The sequence below is a fragment of the Kitasatospora sp. NPDC048298 genome, assembly GCF_043201465.1.
In the GTDB taxonomy this organism is placed as follows: Bacteria; Actinomycetota; Actinomycetes; order Streptomycetales; family Streptomycetaceae; genus Kitasatospora.
In genome coordinates this window covers 111,116-126,166 of record NZ_JBICYZ010000014.1, presented here as the reverse complement: position 1 = coordinate 126,166, position 15,051 = coordinate 111,116, and the positions used below count along the sequence as shown (strand labels likewise).

Genomic DNA, 15,051 nt, shown 5'->3' with positions numbered 1-15,051 from the left:
TGAGGTGGGGGCGGAGCAGGCGGCACGGCGCGGGGCCGGACGGGAGAGGTCGGGCCCCGGTCAGGGGCGTGCCGCCGCGGTACAGCACAGGGCGGTACAGCGCGGGGCGCGACAACGGCGCGGGCTGTCCACAGCACCGGCCAGAGCACACGGGCGGGCGGCCCCGGGCAGCTGGCCCGGGCCGTGCATCCGCAGTGCGTCTGAGGCTGTCATGACCGATACGTTAGCAGCAAAGGTTTGAGATGTTCAAAGTACTTGTTTGAGGTCACGCAGAGTTCCTGCCCTCTTCGGGCGCACCGCGAACTCGAACTCCGGACACGAACGAAGCTGACGCCCCATCAGGTCAGCTCGGCGGTCCGATTGACCACTGAGCGGTTATACGTATAACTTTGTCGGCGTCCCCGCCCCTGCCTGCCCACCCGGAGAGGACGCCGATGGGCTACCTAGCCCTGCTCCGTGCCCCGCACGTCACCCGCCTGCTGCTCGGCACCCTGCTCGGCCGTCTGCCCGCCGGCATGACCGCCCTCGTCATCGCCCTCGCCCTGCGCGACGCCGGGGTGCCGTACGGCCGGGTCGGACTGGCCACCTCCGCCTACGCGTTCGCCGCCGCCATCGGCGGGCCGGTGCTCGGCCGGATCGTGGACCGCACCGGGCAGCCGAGGGTCCTGCTCGCCTCCGCCGTGGTGGCCGGCGGCGGGTACGCGCTGCTCGCCCTCGCCCCCGGCTCCGCGATCGGCGCACCGGTCGGGGCCGCGATCGCCGGTCTCGCCATGCCCCCGCTGGAGCCCTGCCTGCGCTCGCTCTGGCCGGACGTGGTCGAGGAGAAGCAGCTCGACACCGCGTACGCCTTCGACTCCGCCTCACAGCAGACGCTCTACGTGGCCGGGCCGCTGGCCGTCGCCGCCATCTCCGGACTGTTCAGCCCGGTCGCCGCGCTCTGGGTGGCCGCCGGGCTCGGGCTGGCCGGCGCGCTGATCGTGGCCACCACCGGGCCCGCCCGGGCCTGGCGCGCCCCGGCCCGGGAGCAGTCCGCCGGACTGCTCGGACCGCTGCGCTCCCCCGGCCTGGTGCTGCTGCTGATCGGCCTGGCCGGGGCCGGCTGGGCGGTCGGCGCCCAGAACGTGCTGTTCATCGCCTACGCCGAGCGGCACGCCGGCGAACTGCCGGGCGGCGGGAGCACCCTGCTGGCGCTGGCCGCGCTCGCCGGCCTGCTCGGCGCGCTCGCCTACGGCGCGGTCAACTGGCGGCAGAGCACGGCCACCCGCACCTGGGTGATGGCCCTCGCGATGGCCGCCTCCTACCTGCCGCTGGTCACCCTGCCCGGGCCGTACCCGATGGCCGCGCTGGCCTTCCTCTCCGGGATCATGCTGGCCCCGCTGCTCGCGGCGGCGTTCGTGCTGGTCGCCGAACTGGCCCCGACCGGCACCGTGACCGAGGCCTTCGCCTGGCTGGTCACGCTGTTCGCCACCGGCAACTCGCTCGGCTACGCCGTCTCCGGCAAGCTCGCCGAGGACTCGCTGCGCCCGGTGGCGATGTGCGCGGTGGGCGGGATCGCGCTCGGCGGACTGCTGCTGTTCGGCGCCCGGCGCTGGTTCCACCCGGCTCCGGCGGCCACCGCCGCGCAGCCCGTCCCGGTGGGCTGACCCACCCCCACAGACGACTGTGCCCGCCGGCGGTCTGGCCGGCGGGCACAGTCTTTGTCCTTCGGTTACGGATGATCAGCTGTGACGGCCCCGACGGCGCCGGGCGATCACCGTGAACAGCACGCCGAAGCCCAGGGCGACGGCACCCAGCACGGCCGGCAGCAGGCCGGGCCCACCGGTGTGGGGCAGCTCGCCGCTCCCCTGCCCCGGGGACGGCCGCCGCGGATCCTGCGACGGGGCACCGGGCTCACCCGTGCTCGGGGGCTCGGTCGACGACGGGCCGTTCGACGGGCCGTCGGTCGGGGTGCCCGACGGGGTGCCCGACGGGGTGCCGGTCGGGCTGCCCGTCAGCGAGGGCGAACTCGTCGGCATCGGCGAACCCGTCGGCGAGTTCGTCGGCGTCGGCGAACCCGTCGGGGACGGCGAGTTCGTCGGGGTGGGCGTCGACGACGAGGTCGGAGACGGGGACGAGGTCGGCGTCGGCGAACCCGTCGGAGTAGGCGTCGGAGTGGGAGTAGGCGTCGGCGTCGGCGTCGGCGTCGGAGTAGGCGTAGGCGCATCCGCCAGTACCAGCCCCAGGTCCAGGCTCAGGTCCCGCGCCCCGCCCGACAGCCGCACCGTCTGGGTGGTCCCGGTGGTCGGGTCGGCGTCCGAGTCCCGCGCCGGGTCCTTCCCCGCGTGCCGCACGGTGACCTTGGCGTCCGCCGGGACGGTCGTCAGGTCGAAGCGCACCGCGTACTCCCCGTCCGGCAGCTGGTCGAACAGGTAGTTCCCGTCCGTGTCCGTCACCGTGGTGACCGGCTTGCCCAGCTTGTCGCGGACCGGCTGCCCGGTCCCGTCCAGCAGCTCCACCCGGACACCCGGGACGCCGCTCTCGCCGGAGTCCTGGACGCCGTTGCCGTCGCGGTCGGCCCAGACGTGGTCGCCGAGCGCGTTGTTCGGCGACGCGGGGGCCCGGACGCCGACGCCGACCTTGGCGGGCTCGGCCGGCAGCAGCGGGCTGCCGGTGGAGTCGGTGGCGGTGTAGGCGAAGCTGTTCCACGCGAAGTCGGCGTTGCCGGCGTCCACCGAGGCGACCATCGGCCAGGTCAGGGTGAACAGTCCGCCCGACGGCAGGGTGCCCGGTCGGCTGACCCTGAACCAGGTGGCGTTGCCGGGACCGGGGAAGTCGGTGCTCCACCGGGCGCCGGCGTCGCACGGCCCGGGCACGGTGATCGCGCCGGTCACGCAGGGCTTCGGCGAGGTGGTGTACTCGATCACCACGGTCGGATCGCTGGAGGTCAGCGGCCGGGTGAGCGAGGGCGTCCAGGCGGAGCCGCGCGGGACGTCCGGGCGCAGCAGGTAGGAGTCTCCCGGGGTGGGCAGCTTGTCGTACGCGACGAAGTCGGTGACCGGGTCGGGCGAGTCGTTGCGGACGGTCAGCCGGTAGGAGAGGCCGCCGCCGGGCGTGGTGGTGCCGGTGGTCGCGTAGTCCTTGTCGAGGTCGCCCCTGACCTCCTTGAAGGAGCGCAGCACGGCCGGGACCTGCACCTCGACCTTGGAGGAGGCGTGGCACACGGTCTCGGTGGTGTTGCCGTCGCCGTTGAGGTCGCGGGTGTCCGGCACGCCGCTGTCGGTGCCGAAGTAGGAGCAGGCGACCGGCTCCTTGGCGCCCTCGGTGGTGACGTACACGTCGTTGGTGAGGGTGCCGGGCCTGGCGCTGCCGGCCACCTGGACGTCGATCAGGGTGCGGTAGGCCCGGTGGTCGTCGAGGTAGGTCATGTCGGGTGCGCCGGCCGGCCAGGTCAGCTTGAGCAGCTGGCGGCCGTCCGGTCCGGGCAGCACCTGGACGGACTGCGGGGCGACGGACTCCGGGTAGCCGGGGTCGCGGCGGGCGCTGCCGTCCTGGTAGACGAGGCCGGCCGGCAGCAGGTCGTACATCACCAGCGGGGTGCCCAGGGTGCGGCCGGTGCGGTTGTACGGGGTGATCTGGAAGGTCGCGATGCCGCCGGGGGCGAGCACCTCCCCGGAGGTGGTGGTCTTGGCCGCGCCCAGGTTGGTGGCCGCGGAGACGTCGGCGTCGGCGCAGGCGCTCGCCGAGGAGGTCGCGCCGGCGGCGTCGGTGCCGGTCACGTCCACGCAGTTGTGCAGCGGGCCGGGCGCGGTGCGGCCGTCGTGGCCGGGGGTGACCACCTGGGCGAGCACCTGGACGGCGTTGCCGGGGCTCCAGCCGGTGGGGATGGGGCCGTTCCACTCGAAGCGCAGCCCGTCCAGCCGGCGCCCGGCGGGGATGCCGAGCTCGTCGTTCGCGGGGTTGCCGGCGCCTGCGGCGAAGGTGATCCGGCGGCTGCCCGAACCGTCGAAGGGCTTGCCGGGGGTGAAGGTCCGCCAGGTCGGGTCGCCGTCCAGCCGGTACTGGAGGATGAGGCCGATGCTGGTGGGGTTCCAGGCCTCCAGCTGGATGGACTGCGGGATCAGCCAGTTGTAGAGGTTCGAGGTGGTGCCGCCGCCCGGGTCGGTCATCACCAGGCGGGTGGCGGGGCCGGCGATGTTGCCGGGGTGGAGGCTGAAGGAGGCGATGTCGCCGGAGACGACCTTGTCCTGCCAGATCTTGGAGGCGGTGACCTGGATGCCGGTGGTCGGCGGCTGGAAGGTCGGGGAGTCCGCGGTGGCCTTCGAGAGGTCGCGCATGCCCTCGGGGCCCAGCGGATCGCCTTGCAGGACCACCGAGTTGGTGGAGGTGGTACCGCTGGGGAACGTCGGGTCCGGGTAGTTGACGACCAGGACGCCGGGATTGCGGCAGCCCGCCTGGCCGTTGCCGGCCCGGAAGTCGCCGATGTCGAACACCCAGCGGTCGGGGTCGGCCGGGTCCCGGGTCCAGCCCGGCGAGCGGCCGGTGTCGACGACGGCGCCGGGCGGCAGGGTGTCGACCAGGCGGGCGGCGTCCAGGTCGACGTTGGGGACGCCGCTGGTGGAGCAGGCGCTGAACTGGTAGGTGACCGACCGGCCGTCCTGACTGCTGGTCTGGACGCCCTTGGTGACCTTGTAGTCGGGCTGGACGACGGCGCCGGTGGTGGCGGAGCCGGACTGCTCGGGCTCGCCGTCGGCGGTCAGGGTGGCCGAGTTGACGGCCTTGGCGCCGTTGGGGGTGGTGAAGTTGGGGAACCTGAGGACGACCTTGACGGTCGCGGTGGTCCCCGGGGTGAGGGCGAGGAGCCTGATGTCGAGGGTGCCGCCCATGGCGCCCGCCGCCGGGACGGTCGAGCCGGCGACGTCGACGGTGCTCGCGTCCGGGGTCCAGCCGACGAACTCCATCCCGGCGGGGAGGGTGTCGGTGATCCGGCCGTTGGCGCAGTCGGTGACCGAGCAGGTGTAGCGCAGGGTGTAGGTGACGTTCTCGCCGGGCGCCACCGTCGGCTTGTCCACCGTCTTGGTGAAGCTGACGGCGGCTTCGGCGGTCGGAGCGGTGAGGGTGCCGGTGAGCAGCGTGCCCGCGAAGAGGCCCATGGCCATGGCCGTACGGCCTGCCCTGGACGAGGGTGAGGGTATTGATCGGAGCGTCCGCATGCTGGAAATCTCACCCTCTGTTAATCCGAATGGAGGTACGGCGCGAGAGTGAAGGATGACTTTTCACCCGATTGGAGTAGCCAACGGGCAAACCGGACGAAACAACACCACCAGGTGATTGCGGAAAGTGATCAGACCATCGGAGCCGTGGCGGCCGGCGCCGTGGAGGAGCGCAGCACCAGCGAGGTGGCCAGCGGTGCGACCGGCGCCACCCGCTCGCCGCGCAGCAGGGCCGCCAGCGCGGCGGCGCCCGCCCGGCCCAGCTCCTCGCCGGGCAGGTCGACGGTGGTCAGCGGCGGGGCGAGCAGCGCGGCCACCGCGACGTTGTCCATGCCGACCACCGACACGTCCTCGGGCACCCGCAACCCCAGCTCGGCGGCGGCCTGGTAGACCCCGGAGGCGACCACGTCGTCGTCGCAGATCACCGCGCGCGGCCGGTCCGCCCGCTCCAGCAGCCGGCTCGCGACGGTCCGCGCGGCCCGGTGGCCGTCGTTCAGGCTCACGCCCAACTCCACGACGTCCAGGTCGAGTTCGCGCACGGCCTGCTCGAAGGCGGCCTGCCGGACCCGGAAGGTGTACGCGGAGTGGCTGGAGCGCAGCCGGCCGATCCGGCGGTGGCCGAGCGCGGCCAGGTGCTCGACCGCGGCGCGCATCCCGCCGGCCACGTCGAGCTCGACGGTCGGGCGGGCCCGGTCGGTGCCGGGGTCGGCGTCCAGGAAGACGGCGGGGGTGTCGGCGGGCAGCTCGCCGAGCTGGCTGTCGTCCGGGGAGCAGATCAGCAGGCCGTCGAAGCGGCCGGCGGTGGCGGCCTCGGCGAGGGTGGCGCGGCCCCAGCCGGAACTGACCACGACGGCCAGGCCGTTGCGGCCGGCCTCCTCGTGGACGCCCTCCAGCACCCGGCCGAAGAACGGGCCCTGGAGGTTCGGCACGGCCAGCAGGATCATCCCGCTGCGGCCGAGCCGCAGCTGCCGGCCTGCCGCCTGCGGGCGGTAGCCGAGGCTGCGGGCGGCCTCCCGGACCCGCTCCCGGGTGGCCTCGGAGACCCGTCGGCCGGCCTCGGCACCGGAGAAGACCAGGGAGACGGTCGCCTGGGAGACCCCGGCGAGCCGGGCCACGTCCCGTCCGGTGGGCCGGCGGACGGGGGCCGGCCAGGTGCCGAGCGCCCCCTCGGCGGGCGACCCCTCGGCGGGCGTCTGCTCGGACGACGGCTCGGACGACGGCTCGGACGGCTCGGAGTCTCTGTTGGCGGGCACGGCGGCTGCGCTCGTGGGGCGGGGCGGAGCCGGGGTCAGCTCTGGCCGGCGGCGGCCGCGCGGGCGGCCTCGTCGGCGGCGTCCTCCTCGGCGTTCCGCTCGGCGGTACGGCTGCGCATCCCGGAGACCCTGCCGCTGATCTGCGCGGACATCTCATCGCGCTGCTTGCTCAGCAGCACGTAGCTGAGCGGCGCGGAGGCGATCGCGGCCAGCAGGAACAGGAAGATCATGCCGGCCTCACCGCTGACCGGGATGATCTGGAAGTGCCCGAGCAGCAGGGCCACCAGCAGGCAGCCGAGGAAGATGCTGACCCGCAGGGAGGTGTAGCGGAGCGTGGCGTGCGACTTCTCCGGGCCGTTGCTGGTCACTCGACACATCCTTCTTCTTGCGCTGGGGCGGGTCCTCCAGTCAAGCATGCCTGACGGCCGGCGCGGGGCACGGGGCACCGATCCGGCCCGCCCGGCCGCCGCGGTCCGTCCCGGTCCGCCCCCGGGCGGGTGTCAGCGCAGGTCGAGCCACATGGTGATGTCGTCCCGGTCGTCCCCGGGGGCGACCCGGATCGCGGCCGGCACCCGGCCGACCTCCCGGTAGCCGCTGCGGGCGTAGAAGCGCTCCAGCCCCAGGCCGCCGCGCGCGGTGAGCCGCAGCGACTCCAGGCCCCACTCCCGGGCCACCCGCTCGGCCTCGGCGAGCAGCCCGGCCCCGTGGCCGTGGCCCTGGAAGTCCGGGTGCACCATGACCCGCTTGAGCATCCGCCAGTGGTCCATCAGGCCGAAGCGCATCGACTCGAAGAACAGCAGGCCGACCAGCCGGCCCGTCCCGCTCTCGTGCGCGACCAGCAGCCGGTCCGGGCCGTCCGGCTCGACCCCGGCGAACTGGCGGTCGGCGGTGTCCCAGACCTCGTCCTCGGTGACCGGCGCCACGAAACCGACCGCCCCACCCGCGTTGGTGACGTCGACCCACAGCCGGACGACGTCCGTGCGCAGGTCGGGGTCGAGCTTCGGGTCCAGGGTGAAGATGAGCGCCATGAGGCGGAGCCTAGACCTCCGGTACGACCGTCCTACCGGGAGGTCCGGCACCGCCCCCGCCCACCGGGCCCCACCGTCACGGAAGCACCGGCGCCGGCACCGCCCCGACGTCACGGGAGCACCGGCACCGCCCCGCCGTCCCGCCCGGTGCCGCGCAGCGCCAGGCAGAGCCCGACCGCGACCGCGCACAGCGCGCCGGCGCCGTACCAGGTGAGGTCGTAGTTGCCGAGCGCGTCCCGGGCCAGGCCGGCCAGCCCGGCGACGACGGCCGCGCCGATCTGGTGGGCGGCGAGCACCCAGCCGAAGACGATCGGGGCGTCCTCGCCGAAGTGCCGGCGGCACAGCGCGACGGTCGGCGGCACGGTGGCCACCCAGTCCAGGCCGTAGAAGATCACGAAGGCGAGGATCGGCGGCTGCAGCGAGCCGGCCAACAGCTGCGGCAGCAGGAGCAGGGACAGGCCGCGCAGCCCGTAGTAGACGGTCAGCAGCAGCCGGGAGTCGACCCGGTCGGTGAGCCAGCCGCTGAAGACGGTGCCGAGCACGTCGAACACGCCGATCAGGGCGAGCAGGCTCGCGGCGGTGGTGACGGGCATGCCGTGGTCGTGCGCGGCCGGGATGAAGTGGGTGCCGACCAGGCCGGCGGTGGTGGCGCCGCAGATCGCGAAGGAGCCGGCCAGCAGCCAGAACGCCCGGCTCCGGGCGGCGTCCCGCAGCACCCGCAGCGAGCGGGTGAGGGCCCGGCCCTCGGCGACCGGCGCGGGCGGGGCTTCGGTGGCGCCGTACGGGAGCAGGCCTAGGTCGGCGGGCCGCTCGCGCATCAGCAGCAGGACCGGGACGGCGACGGCGCTGGCGGCGAGCGAGACCACGACCACGGCCGAGCGCCAGCCGTGCTGCTCGACCAGCCAGGCGCCGACCGGCAGGAAGACCAGGTTCCCCGCCGCCCCGGCGGCGGTCAGCACCCCGGTGACCAGGCCCTGGCGGGCCCGGAACCAGCGGCCGGTGATGGTGGTGGCGAAGGCGCCGGCCATCGAGCCGCTGCCGAGGCCGACCAGCACGCCCCAGCAGAGCACCAGTTGCCAGGGCTGACGCATCAGCATGGTCAGCCCGGCGCCGACGGAGATGGTCAGCAGCGCGCAGACCACCACCAGGCGCACCCCGAAGCGGTCCATCAGGGCGGCGGCGAACGGGGCGGTGAGGCCGTAGAGCGTCAGGTTGACGGAGGTGGCGCTGGAGATCGTCCCGAGCGACCAGCCGAACTCGTTGTGCAGGGCGTCCATCATCAGGCTCGGCGTGGAGCGGAAGCCGGCCGAGCCGAGCAGCACGAGCAGGGAGACGGCGGCCACCACCCAGGCGTAGTGCACCCGGGGGCGTCGGGCCGGGGCGGGCGGTTCGGAGCGGGGGACGGTGGGGGCGGGGGCGCTGCGTTCGGTCACGCGGACGAGTGTTCCGGGCGGCCCGGAGCCGGACGAGTGGCCTGAACGACAGCTTTCGCAAGAATCGGGCCAAGGGGCGCGGTAGCCTGGCCCGGACCCACCGACGCCCGAGGGGACGGCATGGCACACCTGGTCGCGGTACTCGCGCTGGAGGGCGTGATCGCCTTCGAACTCGGCATCCCCGCCCGCATCTTCGGCGGCGCCAGGGACCCGGCCGGCCGGCCGCTGTACGAGGTGGCCACCTGCACCCTGGACGGACGGCCGGTCACCACCAGCGCCGACTTCCGGGTGCTGGTCGACCACGGGCCCGAACTGCTGGAGCGGGCCGACACGGTGCTGATCCCGGCGTCCGCCGACTCCGCCCCGGACGTCGCCGACGCCTGCTTCACCCCGGCCCTGGCCGACGCGCTGGCACGGATCCGGCCCGGCACCCGGCTGATGTCGATCTGCACCGGGTCCTTCGTCCTGGCCGCCGCCGGCCTGCTGGACGGCCGCCCGGCCACCACCCACTGGCGCTACACCGAGCACTTCGCCCGGCTGTTCCCCCGGGTGCGACTGGACCCCGACGTGCTCTACACCGACGACGGCGACCTCCTCACCTCCGGCGGGGTGGCCGCCGGGGTGGACCTCTGCCTGCACGTGGTGCGCCGCGACCACGGCAGCGCGGTCGCCAACGCGGTGGCCCGCAACTGCCTGGTGCCGCCGTGGCGCGAGGGCGGCCAGAAGCAGTACGTGGAGGCCCCGAGCCCGGTGGACGCCGACGACAGCGGCACCGCCGCGGTGCGCGCCTGGGCGCTGGAGCACCTGGACGAGCCGCTGGCGCTGCGCCGGCTCGCCGACCGGGCGGGGATGAGCGTCCGGACCTTCACCCGGCGCTTCCGCGAGGAGACCGGCGCCAGCCCCGGCCAGTGGATCACCACCCAGCGCACCGAGCGGGCCCGGCAGTTGCTGGAACGGACCGATCTGACGATCGACCAGGTCGCCCGGGAGTCCGGATTCGGCACCGCCGCCTCGCTGCGGCTGCAGCTGCGCGGCCGGCTCGACGTCGCGCCGAGCGCCTACCGACGCACCTTCCGCGCCGTCCCCGAAGGCCTCGCCGTTCCCGAAGGCCCCACCCGGCAGGCTTCCTGAGCACGGCCGGGGAACCGGGCCGCCGGTGGCCGGATCCCGTCGTTCCCCGACGGCGCCTTGGATGGCGGCAGGCCGCGCGCGCCTCCGGCACGGCACGGCAGGCCACCATCCAAACAGCGCGCGCGGGCCCTGAACCAGCGCCGCACCCTCCGCACTCGCCGAGGAGCGGTCCGCGACCCGTCCGCGATCCCCCCCTGCTGACACGAATCCCCTGGACAGCAGCTCCGCAGCGGTGGACGGACGTCCCCTCGGCGTCCCCTCGCGACGGAGCGCCGCACCCAAGCGTGATCAGTCGGATACGTCACGTCAATGGCTAGTCCGAAATTCGGAATGGTTGCGTCACCTTTCGGCCGGTGATCAGCACCGGAGTCAGGCACCGTCCGACGGCCGCCGCGAAAGCCGCTATTGCGCCAATGCCGCCCAGTCCACGTCGGCCAGCGGATCGGCCGGACGGGCGTCGCTGCCGATCTCGCACCAGACCCGCTTGCCCGAGCCCTCCGGGTCCCAGCCCCAGCGCTCACAGAGCAGCTCGACCAGTTCCAGGCCGCGGCCGTTGGTCGCGTCCTGGTCGGCGCCCGCGTGCCGCGGGGTGGGGGCGGCCTGGCTCGCGTCGGCGACCTCCACCCGCAGCGGGACGGCCGGCCCGCCCGCACCGCTCCCGTCCGCCACCGGAAGACAGAGTCTCAGCACGGCCGGACAGCCGGTGTGCACCACGGCGTTGGTCACCAGCTCCGAGACCACCAGCACCACCGTCTCGGCCATCGGCGCGTCCGGGTCCACCCCGTGGTTCAGCAGCCTCGAGCGCACCCACCGGCGGGCCCGGCCGACCTCGGCGGGGTCAGCCTGGACCGCCAGCTGTACCTGAAGAACCTGCACCGCTCCACCACCCGCACTCGCAGTTCGGCCTTAGTTCCGATCGGGCCGGATCGGCCGGCGGGCCCTCGCACGTCGCCCGGTGCCACCCGAGCCGCACCCGGGCGCCCGCCCGATCCGTCCGCCCGCGCCCACTCGTCCGCGCCGCCTCGTCGGTCGGGTACCGGCCGCGACACGAATACGCCTCAGGATGGGCGGGGGGACCGACAGCAGCAAGCGCTTCGGGCATATTCCGGCGATCGGGCGACAGGGGAGTGCATACTGTCCCGCTCACTCTCGCGAGCCTCGCACCGGTGATCGTCCGGCCCGGGCCGACCTGCCGGTCCCGCCGTCGGGAACCTACCGCCGCGCGTCGCGCGAGCCCCGCCCGCCACTCGCGAACCACCCGTGCGACATGTGTCCGACGACGGTCGAACAGCGGCACCCCGAACGGCCCCGAACGACCCCGGGCGGCCCCGGGACGCACCCCCGGCCACTCCCCCGGGCCGGGAGCCGGAAGGCGTGCGGCACCTCCCTACCGGAGGGCCCACCCATGAGGAGGGCGAAACGCTCGGAACGGTTCCGATCTTGCCGGAATCGCTCCCGGCGCCACCCGGCCGCAAGATACCGTTGGGTACGCCAGCGAACCCGGTCAGGAGGGTGGTTTCCCGATGGCCACCCCGGAGCGGAACCCGCGCTGGGACGAGCAGTTGCAGCGCCGCCTCGCCCGCGGCGAGGAGACGGCGCTCGGCGAACTCTACGACCAGCTCGCACCGATGGTGCACGGCCTGGCCGGGCGGATACTGGCCGACCAGGCCGCCGCCACCCAGCTCACCCGGGAGATCTTCGCCCACGTCTGGGAGCACCCCGAGGACTACGACCCCGCCCGGGGCACCCTGCGCTCCTGGCTCGGCGCGCTGACCCACCACCGCGCCGTCGAACGGCTGCGGGCGCGGCGGGCCGCCGAGCGGGCACCGGGCGCGGAGGCCGAGATACGCGCCGTGGCCACCGCCGCCCGGGTCCAGTACGTGGTCGACTCCCTGCCCCAACCCCTGCGTGAGACCATCGCGGTGACGTACTACGACGGCCGCACCTACCGCGAGACGGCCCGCCTGCTCGGCATCAGCGAGCAGGCCGCCAAGCAGCGGATGCGGCTCGGTCTGGAGCTGCTGGCCACCGAACTGGCCGACGAGCGCGCCCGCCAGGCCGCGGCCGGGGACGGGAACGGGGAGACGTGAGCAGCACAGAGGAGCGGCACGACGCCCTGCGCTCGCTGCTCGGCGCGTGGGCCCTCGGCGCCTGCCCGGCCCGCGAGGCCGCCGAGTTGGAGCAGCACCTGGGCGACTGCCGGGAGTGCGCCGAGGAGGCGGCCCGGCTGCGCGAGGCGGCCGGCTGGCTCTCCCTGGACGAGCCGCTGGACCAGCCCGGCCCGCTGCGCCAGCAGGTGCTCGACTGGTGCCTGGCCCGCCGGCCGGCCGAACTGCCCGTCCCCGCCTGGGGCATGCCGTACACGGCGGAGACCGCCAAGCTCGACGCGCTGCTGCGCGACCTCGGCCCGGAGGAGTGGCTGGAGGTGGCCGAACTGCCGTGGCACGGCGGCACCGAGCGGCTGCGCCCGGCCGAGGTGCTGGGCCACCTGACCGCGGTGGACGGCTTCCTGGCGCTGGCGCTCGGCCTGCCCGACCCGGTGCCGGCCCTCCCCGGCCTGCCCGCCGCGCCGGCCGGACGGCGGGTGCCGCCGCAGGAGCCGGCCGCCGGGCCGGCCGTGCCGCGCGTCCCGCCGCAGGGCGGCCCGTACGACACGATCACCGCGCGCACCGCCCGGCTGATCGCCGACCAGGGCGGCCTGGCGCCGCAGTCGGTGCGCTCCCGCTGGCGGCGGCAGGCCCACGACCTGGTGCGCGGTGCCGCGCTCGCGCCCCAGGGCAACACCCCGGTCGACTACGGCTTCGCGGTGCTGCCGCTGCGGGACGCCTTCGTGGACCGCGCCTTCGAGTGCTTCGTGCACGGCGAGGACGTGGCCAGGGCGGTCGCCTACCCGTACGACCCGCCGGCGCCGCAGCACCTGCGGCAGATGGTGGAGCTGGTGGTCCGGCTGCTCCCCCGGGCACTGGCCGGGCTGCGCGCGGCCCGGCCCGAGCACGCCGGGGCGCCCGGCCTGCCGGAGGGCGGGGTCCGACCGGCCCGGCGGGTGCGGCTGATGGTCGACGGCCCGGCGGGCGGCGAGTGGCTGATCACCCTCGACGGCGGCGACGAACGCAGCGGCGGCGCGGGTGGGGAGCCGGTGGCCTCGATGGTGCTGGACGGCCTGGAGCTGTGCCAGCTCGCCGCGGCGCACCGGGACCCGGACCGGCTGCCGGTCGGCGAGCACGGCGACCGGACCGCGGTGCGCGAGGTGCTGCACGCGCTCCCGCTGCTCTCCCGGCCCTAGGTCTGAAGGCCTAAGCGAAGACGACCGTACGGGTCCCGTCCAGCAGCACCCGGTGCTCGCTGTGCCACTTCACCGCGCGGGCCAGCGCCTGGCACTCGACGTCCCGGCCGAGCGCGACCAGCTGGTCGGGGCTGACGTCGTGGGTGACCCGGGCGACCTCCTGCTCGATGATCGGGCCCTCGTCCAGGTCGGCGGTGACGTAGTGCGCGGTGGCGCCGATCAGCTTCACGCCGCGCGCGTGCGCCTGGTGGTACGGCTTGGCGCCCTTGAAGCTCGGCAGGAAGGAGTGGTGGATGTTGATCACGCGGCCGGACAGCTCGGTGCACAGCTGGTCGGAGAGCACCTGCATGTAGCGGGCCAGCACGACCAGCTCGACGTCCTCCGCCGCGATCAGGTCGAGCAGCTGCCGCTCGGCCTGGGCCTTGGTGTCCTTGGTGACCGGGATGTGGTGGAAGGGGATGCCGTAGCTCTCGGTCAGGTCCCGCAGGTCGGTGTGGTTGGAGACCACCGCGGCGATCTCCACCGGCAGGGCGCCGATCCGGGTGCGGTAGAGCAGGTCGTTCAGGCAGTGCCCGAACTTGCTGACCATGAGCACGATCCGCATCCGCTGCTCGGTCGGGTGGATCTGCCAGTCCATCCCGAACGAGGCGCCGATCGCGGCGAAGCTGGCCCGCAGCTTGTCCGCGGTGACCGGCTCGGGGGCGGAGAAGTGCACCCGCATGAAGAAGAGCCCGCTGTCGCCGTCCCCGAACTGCTGGCTGTCGATGATGTTGCAGCCGGTCATGAAGAGGTAGCTGGAGACCGCGTGGACGATGCCCTGCTTGTCGGGGCAGGACAGCGTGAGGACGTACTGGGCGCCGACCGGCTGCTGTTCCACTGGGGGTATCCCGTTCTGAGGTCGTGACGTGCGTGGATGGTCCAGCGTGTCACATCCCGGACACCTGCCGCCCCGCTGCCCGTACTGCGGGACGGCGGGCGTCCGGAGGTCAGACCTGGGTGAGGATGCGCAGTACGTCCAGCGACTTCGGCGGCGCATCCGGGTCGTCCCCGTCGCCCGTGGCCAGCATGACGTGCGCCTCGCGGGCGGCCCGGACGGTCTCCGGCCAGCCGGGGTGGCCGAGGTAGGCGGAGGCCGGCGCGTCCGCCCCGACCTCGTGCAGCATCTGCACGGCCCGCAGCACCGCGACGTCCACCAGCGCGGCCTCGGCCGGGTCGCGGAGGATCGTCCCGACGTACTTCTCGGCCGACCAGCGGTCCAGCCAGGTGTCCTCGACCAGCCGGTAGACGGCGTCGGTCACGTCGCCGTAGCCCTCCCGTCCGGTCAGCCAGGTGTCCTGCTGGAAACCGGGGTCGGACAGCATGTGCAGCGCCGAGCGCAGTCGGGCTCGCCAGCGCCACCAGGGCAGGTCGTTGAGCGGCATGCCGCCCATCGTGCTGGAGCGGTGGCTCGGACGAGAAGTGTTTCGGGCAGACCGATACGAAGATTCTGTGCTGGCGGACATGGTGAACGATCGTACGTTCCCCGTCTGTTCGCGCTCCACTCGCGATCTACACGCGTACCTCCTCGGAGTTCGGCGGCCGTTCGCCATTCGTTCGCACTTCGGCCCTCTCGACTTGTGGCACCGGGGCTTGGCTTGCTCCGGCGCGCCGGAGGGCGCCCAGAGAGGGAATGCCGATGACCAGCCGAAGGGACTCCTTCCAAGCCCGTCCCCAGGTCGGGCGACGCCGCCGCCG

At 74.2% G+C, this 15,051-nt stretch carries 12 protein-coding genes; 4 read left to right on the top strand and 8 right to left on the bottom strand.

The annotated features are described in order from the left end of the window. Nucleotides 1-434 precede the first annotated feature (434 nt). On the top strand, nt 435-1,643 hold the full coding sequence (locus tag ACGF0D_RS14355; protein WP_392915947.1) for an MFS transporter: 1,209 nt from the start codon (nt 435-437) through the stop codon (nt 1,641-1,643). A gap of 75 nt (nt 1,644-1,718) precedes the next feature. Here the strand turns inward: ACGF0D_RS14355 and ACGF0D_RS14350 are convergent, their stop codons facing one another. The 5 genes from ACGF0D_RS14350 to ACGF0D_RS14330 all read right to left on the bottom strand — a co-directional run bounded on the left by ACGF0D_RS14350 (nt 1,719) and on the right by ACGF0D_RS14330 (nt 8,903). Next, nucleotides 1,719-5,129 (bottom strand): SdrD B-like domain-containing protein, encoded by a 3,411-nt coding sequence (locus ACGF0D_RS14350; RefSeq protein WP_392915944.1) that lies wholly within the window; start codon nt 5,127-5,129, stop codon nt 1,719-1,721. 191 nt (nt 5,130-5,320) lie between these two features. After that, complete coding sequence (locus ACGF0D_RS14345; protein WP_392915942.1) at nt 5,321-6,442, bottom strand: LacI family DNA-binding transcriptional regulator; 1,122 nt, start codon at nt 6,440-6,442, stop codon at nt 5,321-5,323. Nucleotides 6,443-6,477: 35 nt separating this feature from the next. Continuing rightward, nucleotides 6,478-6,810 carry a DUF4229 domain-containing protein gene (locus ACGF0D_RS14340; RefSeq protein WP_392915939.1) on the bottom strand — a complete coding sequence of 111 codons (333 nt, stop codon included), beginning with the start codon at nt 6,808-6,810 and terminating at the stop codon, nt 6,478-6,480. Nucleotides 6,811-6,942: 132 nt separating this feature from the next. Then, complete coding sequence (locus ACGF0D_RS14335; RefSeq protein ID WP_392882335.1) at nt 6,943-7,470, bottom strand: GNAT family N-acetyltransferase; 528 nt, start codon at nt 7,468-7,470, stop codon at nt 6,943-6,945. A 110-nt stretch (nt 7,471-7,580) separates the two neighbouring features. Further along, entirely contained in the window at nt 7,581-8,903 is a 1,323-nt protein-coding gene (locus ACGF0D_RS14330) for an MFS transporter (protein WP_392915937.1), read from the bottom strand. 120 nt (nt 8,904-9,023) lie between these two features. Between ACGF0D_RS14330 and ACGF0D_RS14325 the strand changes: the two genes are divergently transcribed. Further along, on the top strand, nt 9,024-10,034 hold the full coding sequence (locus tag ACGF0D_RS14325) for a GlxA family transcriptional regulator (protein WP_392882340.1): 1,011 nt from the start codon (nt 9,024-9,026) through the stop codon (nt 10,032-10,034). Nucleotides 10,035-10,436: 402 nt separating this feature from the next. Here ACGF0D_RS14325 and ACGF0D_RS14320 read toward each other — a convergent pair whose 3' ends face one another. After that, nucleotides 10,437-10,910: an ATP-binding protein gene (locus ACGF0D_RS14320; protein WP_392882342.1), complete on the bottom strand. Its 474-nt coding sequence runs from the start codon at nt 10,908-10,910 to the stop codon at nt 10,437-10,439. Nucleotides 10,911-11,557: 647 nt separating this feature from the next. On the opposite strand from ACGF0D_RS14320, the gene ACGF0D_RS14315 reads away from it, so the two are divergent. Then, entirely contained in the window at nt 11,558-12,124 is a 567-nt protein-coding gene (locus tag ACGF0D_RS14315; protein ID WP_392882344.1) for a sigma-70 family RNA polymerase sigma factor, read from the top strand. Then, nucleotides 12,121-13,317, top strand: coding sequence for a zf-HC2 domain-containing protein (locus tag ACGF0D_RS14310; RefSeq protein ID WP_392915935.1), 1,197 nt, complete (start codon nt 12,121-12,123; stop codon nt 13,315-13,317). Before ACGF0D_RS14315 ends, ACGF0D_RS14310 begins: the two co-directional genes overlap by 4 nt. A gap of 10 nt (nt 13,318-13,327) precedes the next feature. Here ACGF0D_RS14310 and purU read toward each other — a convergent pair whose 3' ends face one another. Continuing rightward, the gene (gene purU, locus ACGF0D_RS14305) at nt 13,328-14,194 is read right to left on the bottom strand and encodes a formyltetrahydrofolate deformylase (protein ID WP_392882352.1); all 867 of its coding nucleotides are present in this window, start codon (nt 14,192-14,194) and stop codon (nt 13,328-13,330) included. A 109-nt stretch (nt 14,195-14,303) separates the two neighbouring features. After that, entirely contained in the window at nt 14,304-14,738 is a 435-nt protein-coding gene (locus tag ACGF0D_RS14300) for a hypothetical protein (protein WP_392915932.1), read from the bottom strand. Between the last annotated feature and the right edge of the window lie 313 nt (nt 14,739-15,051).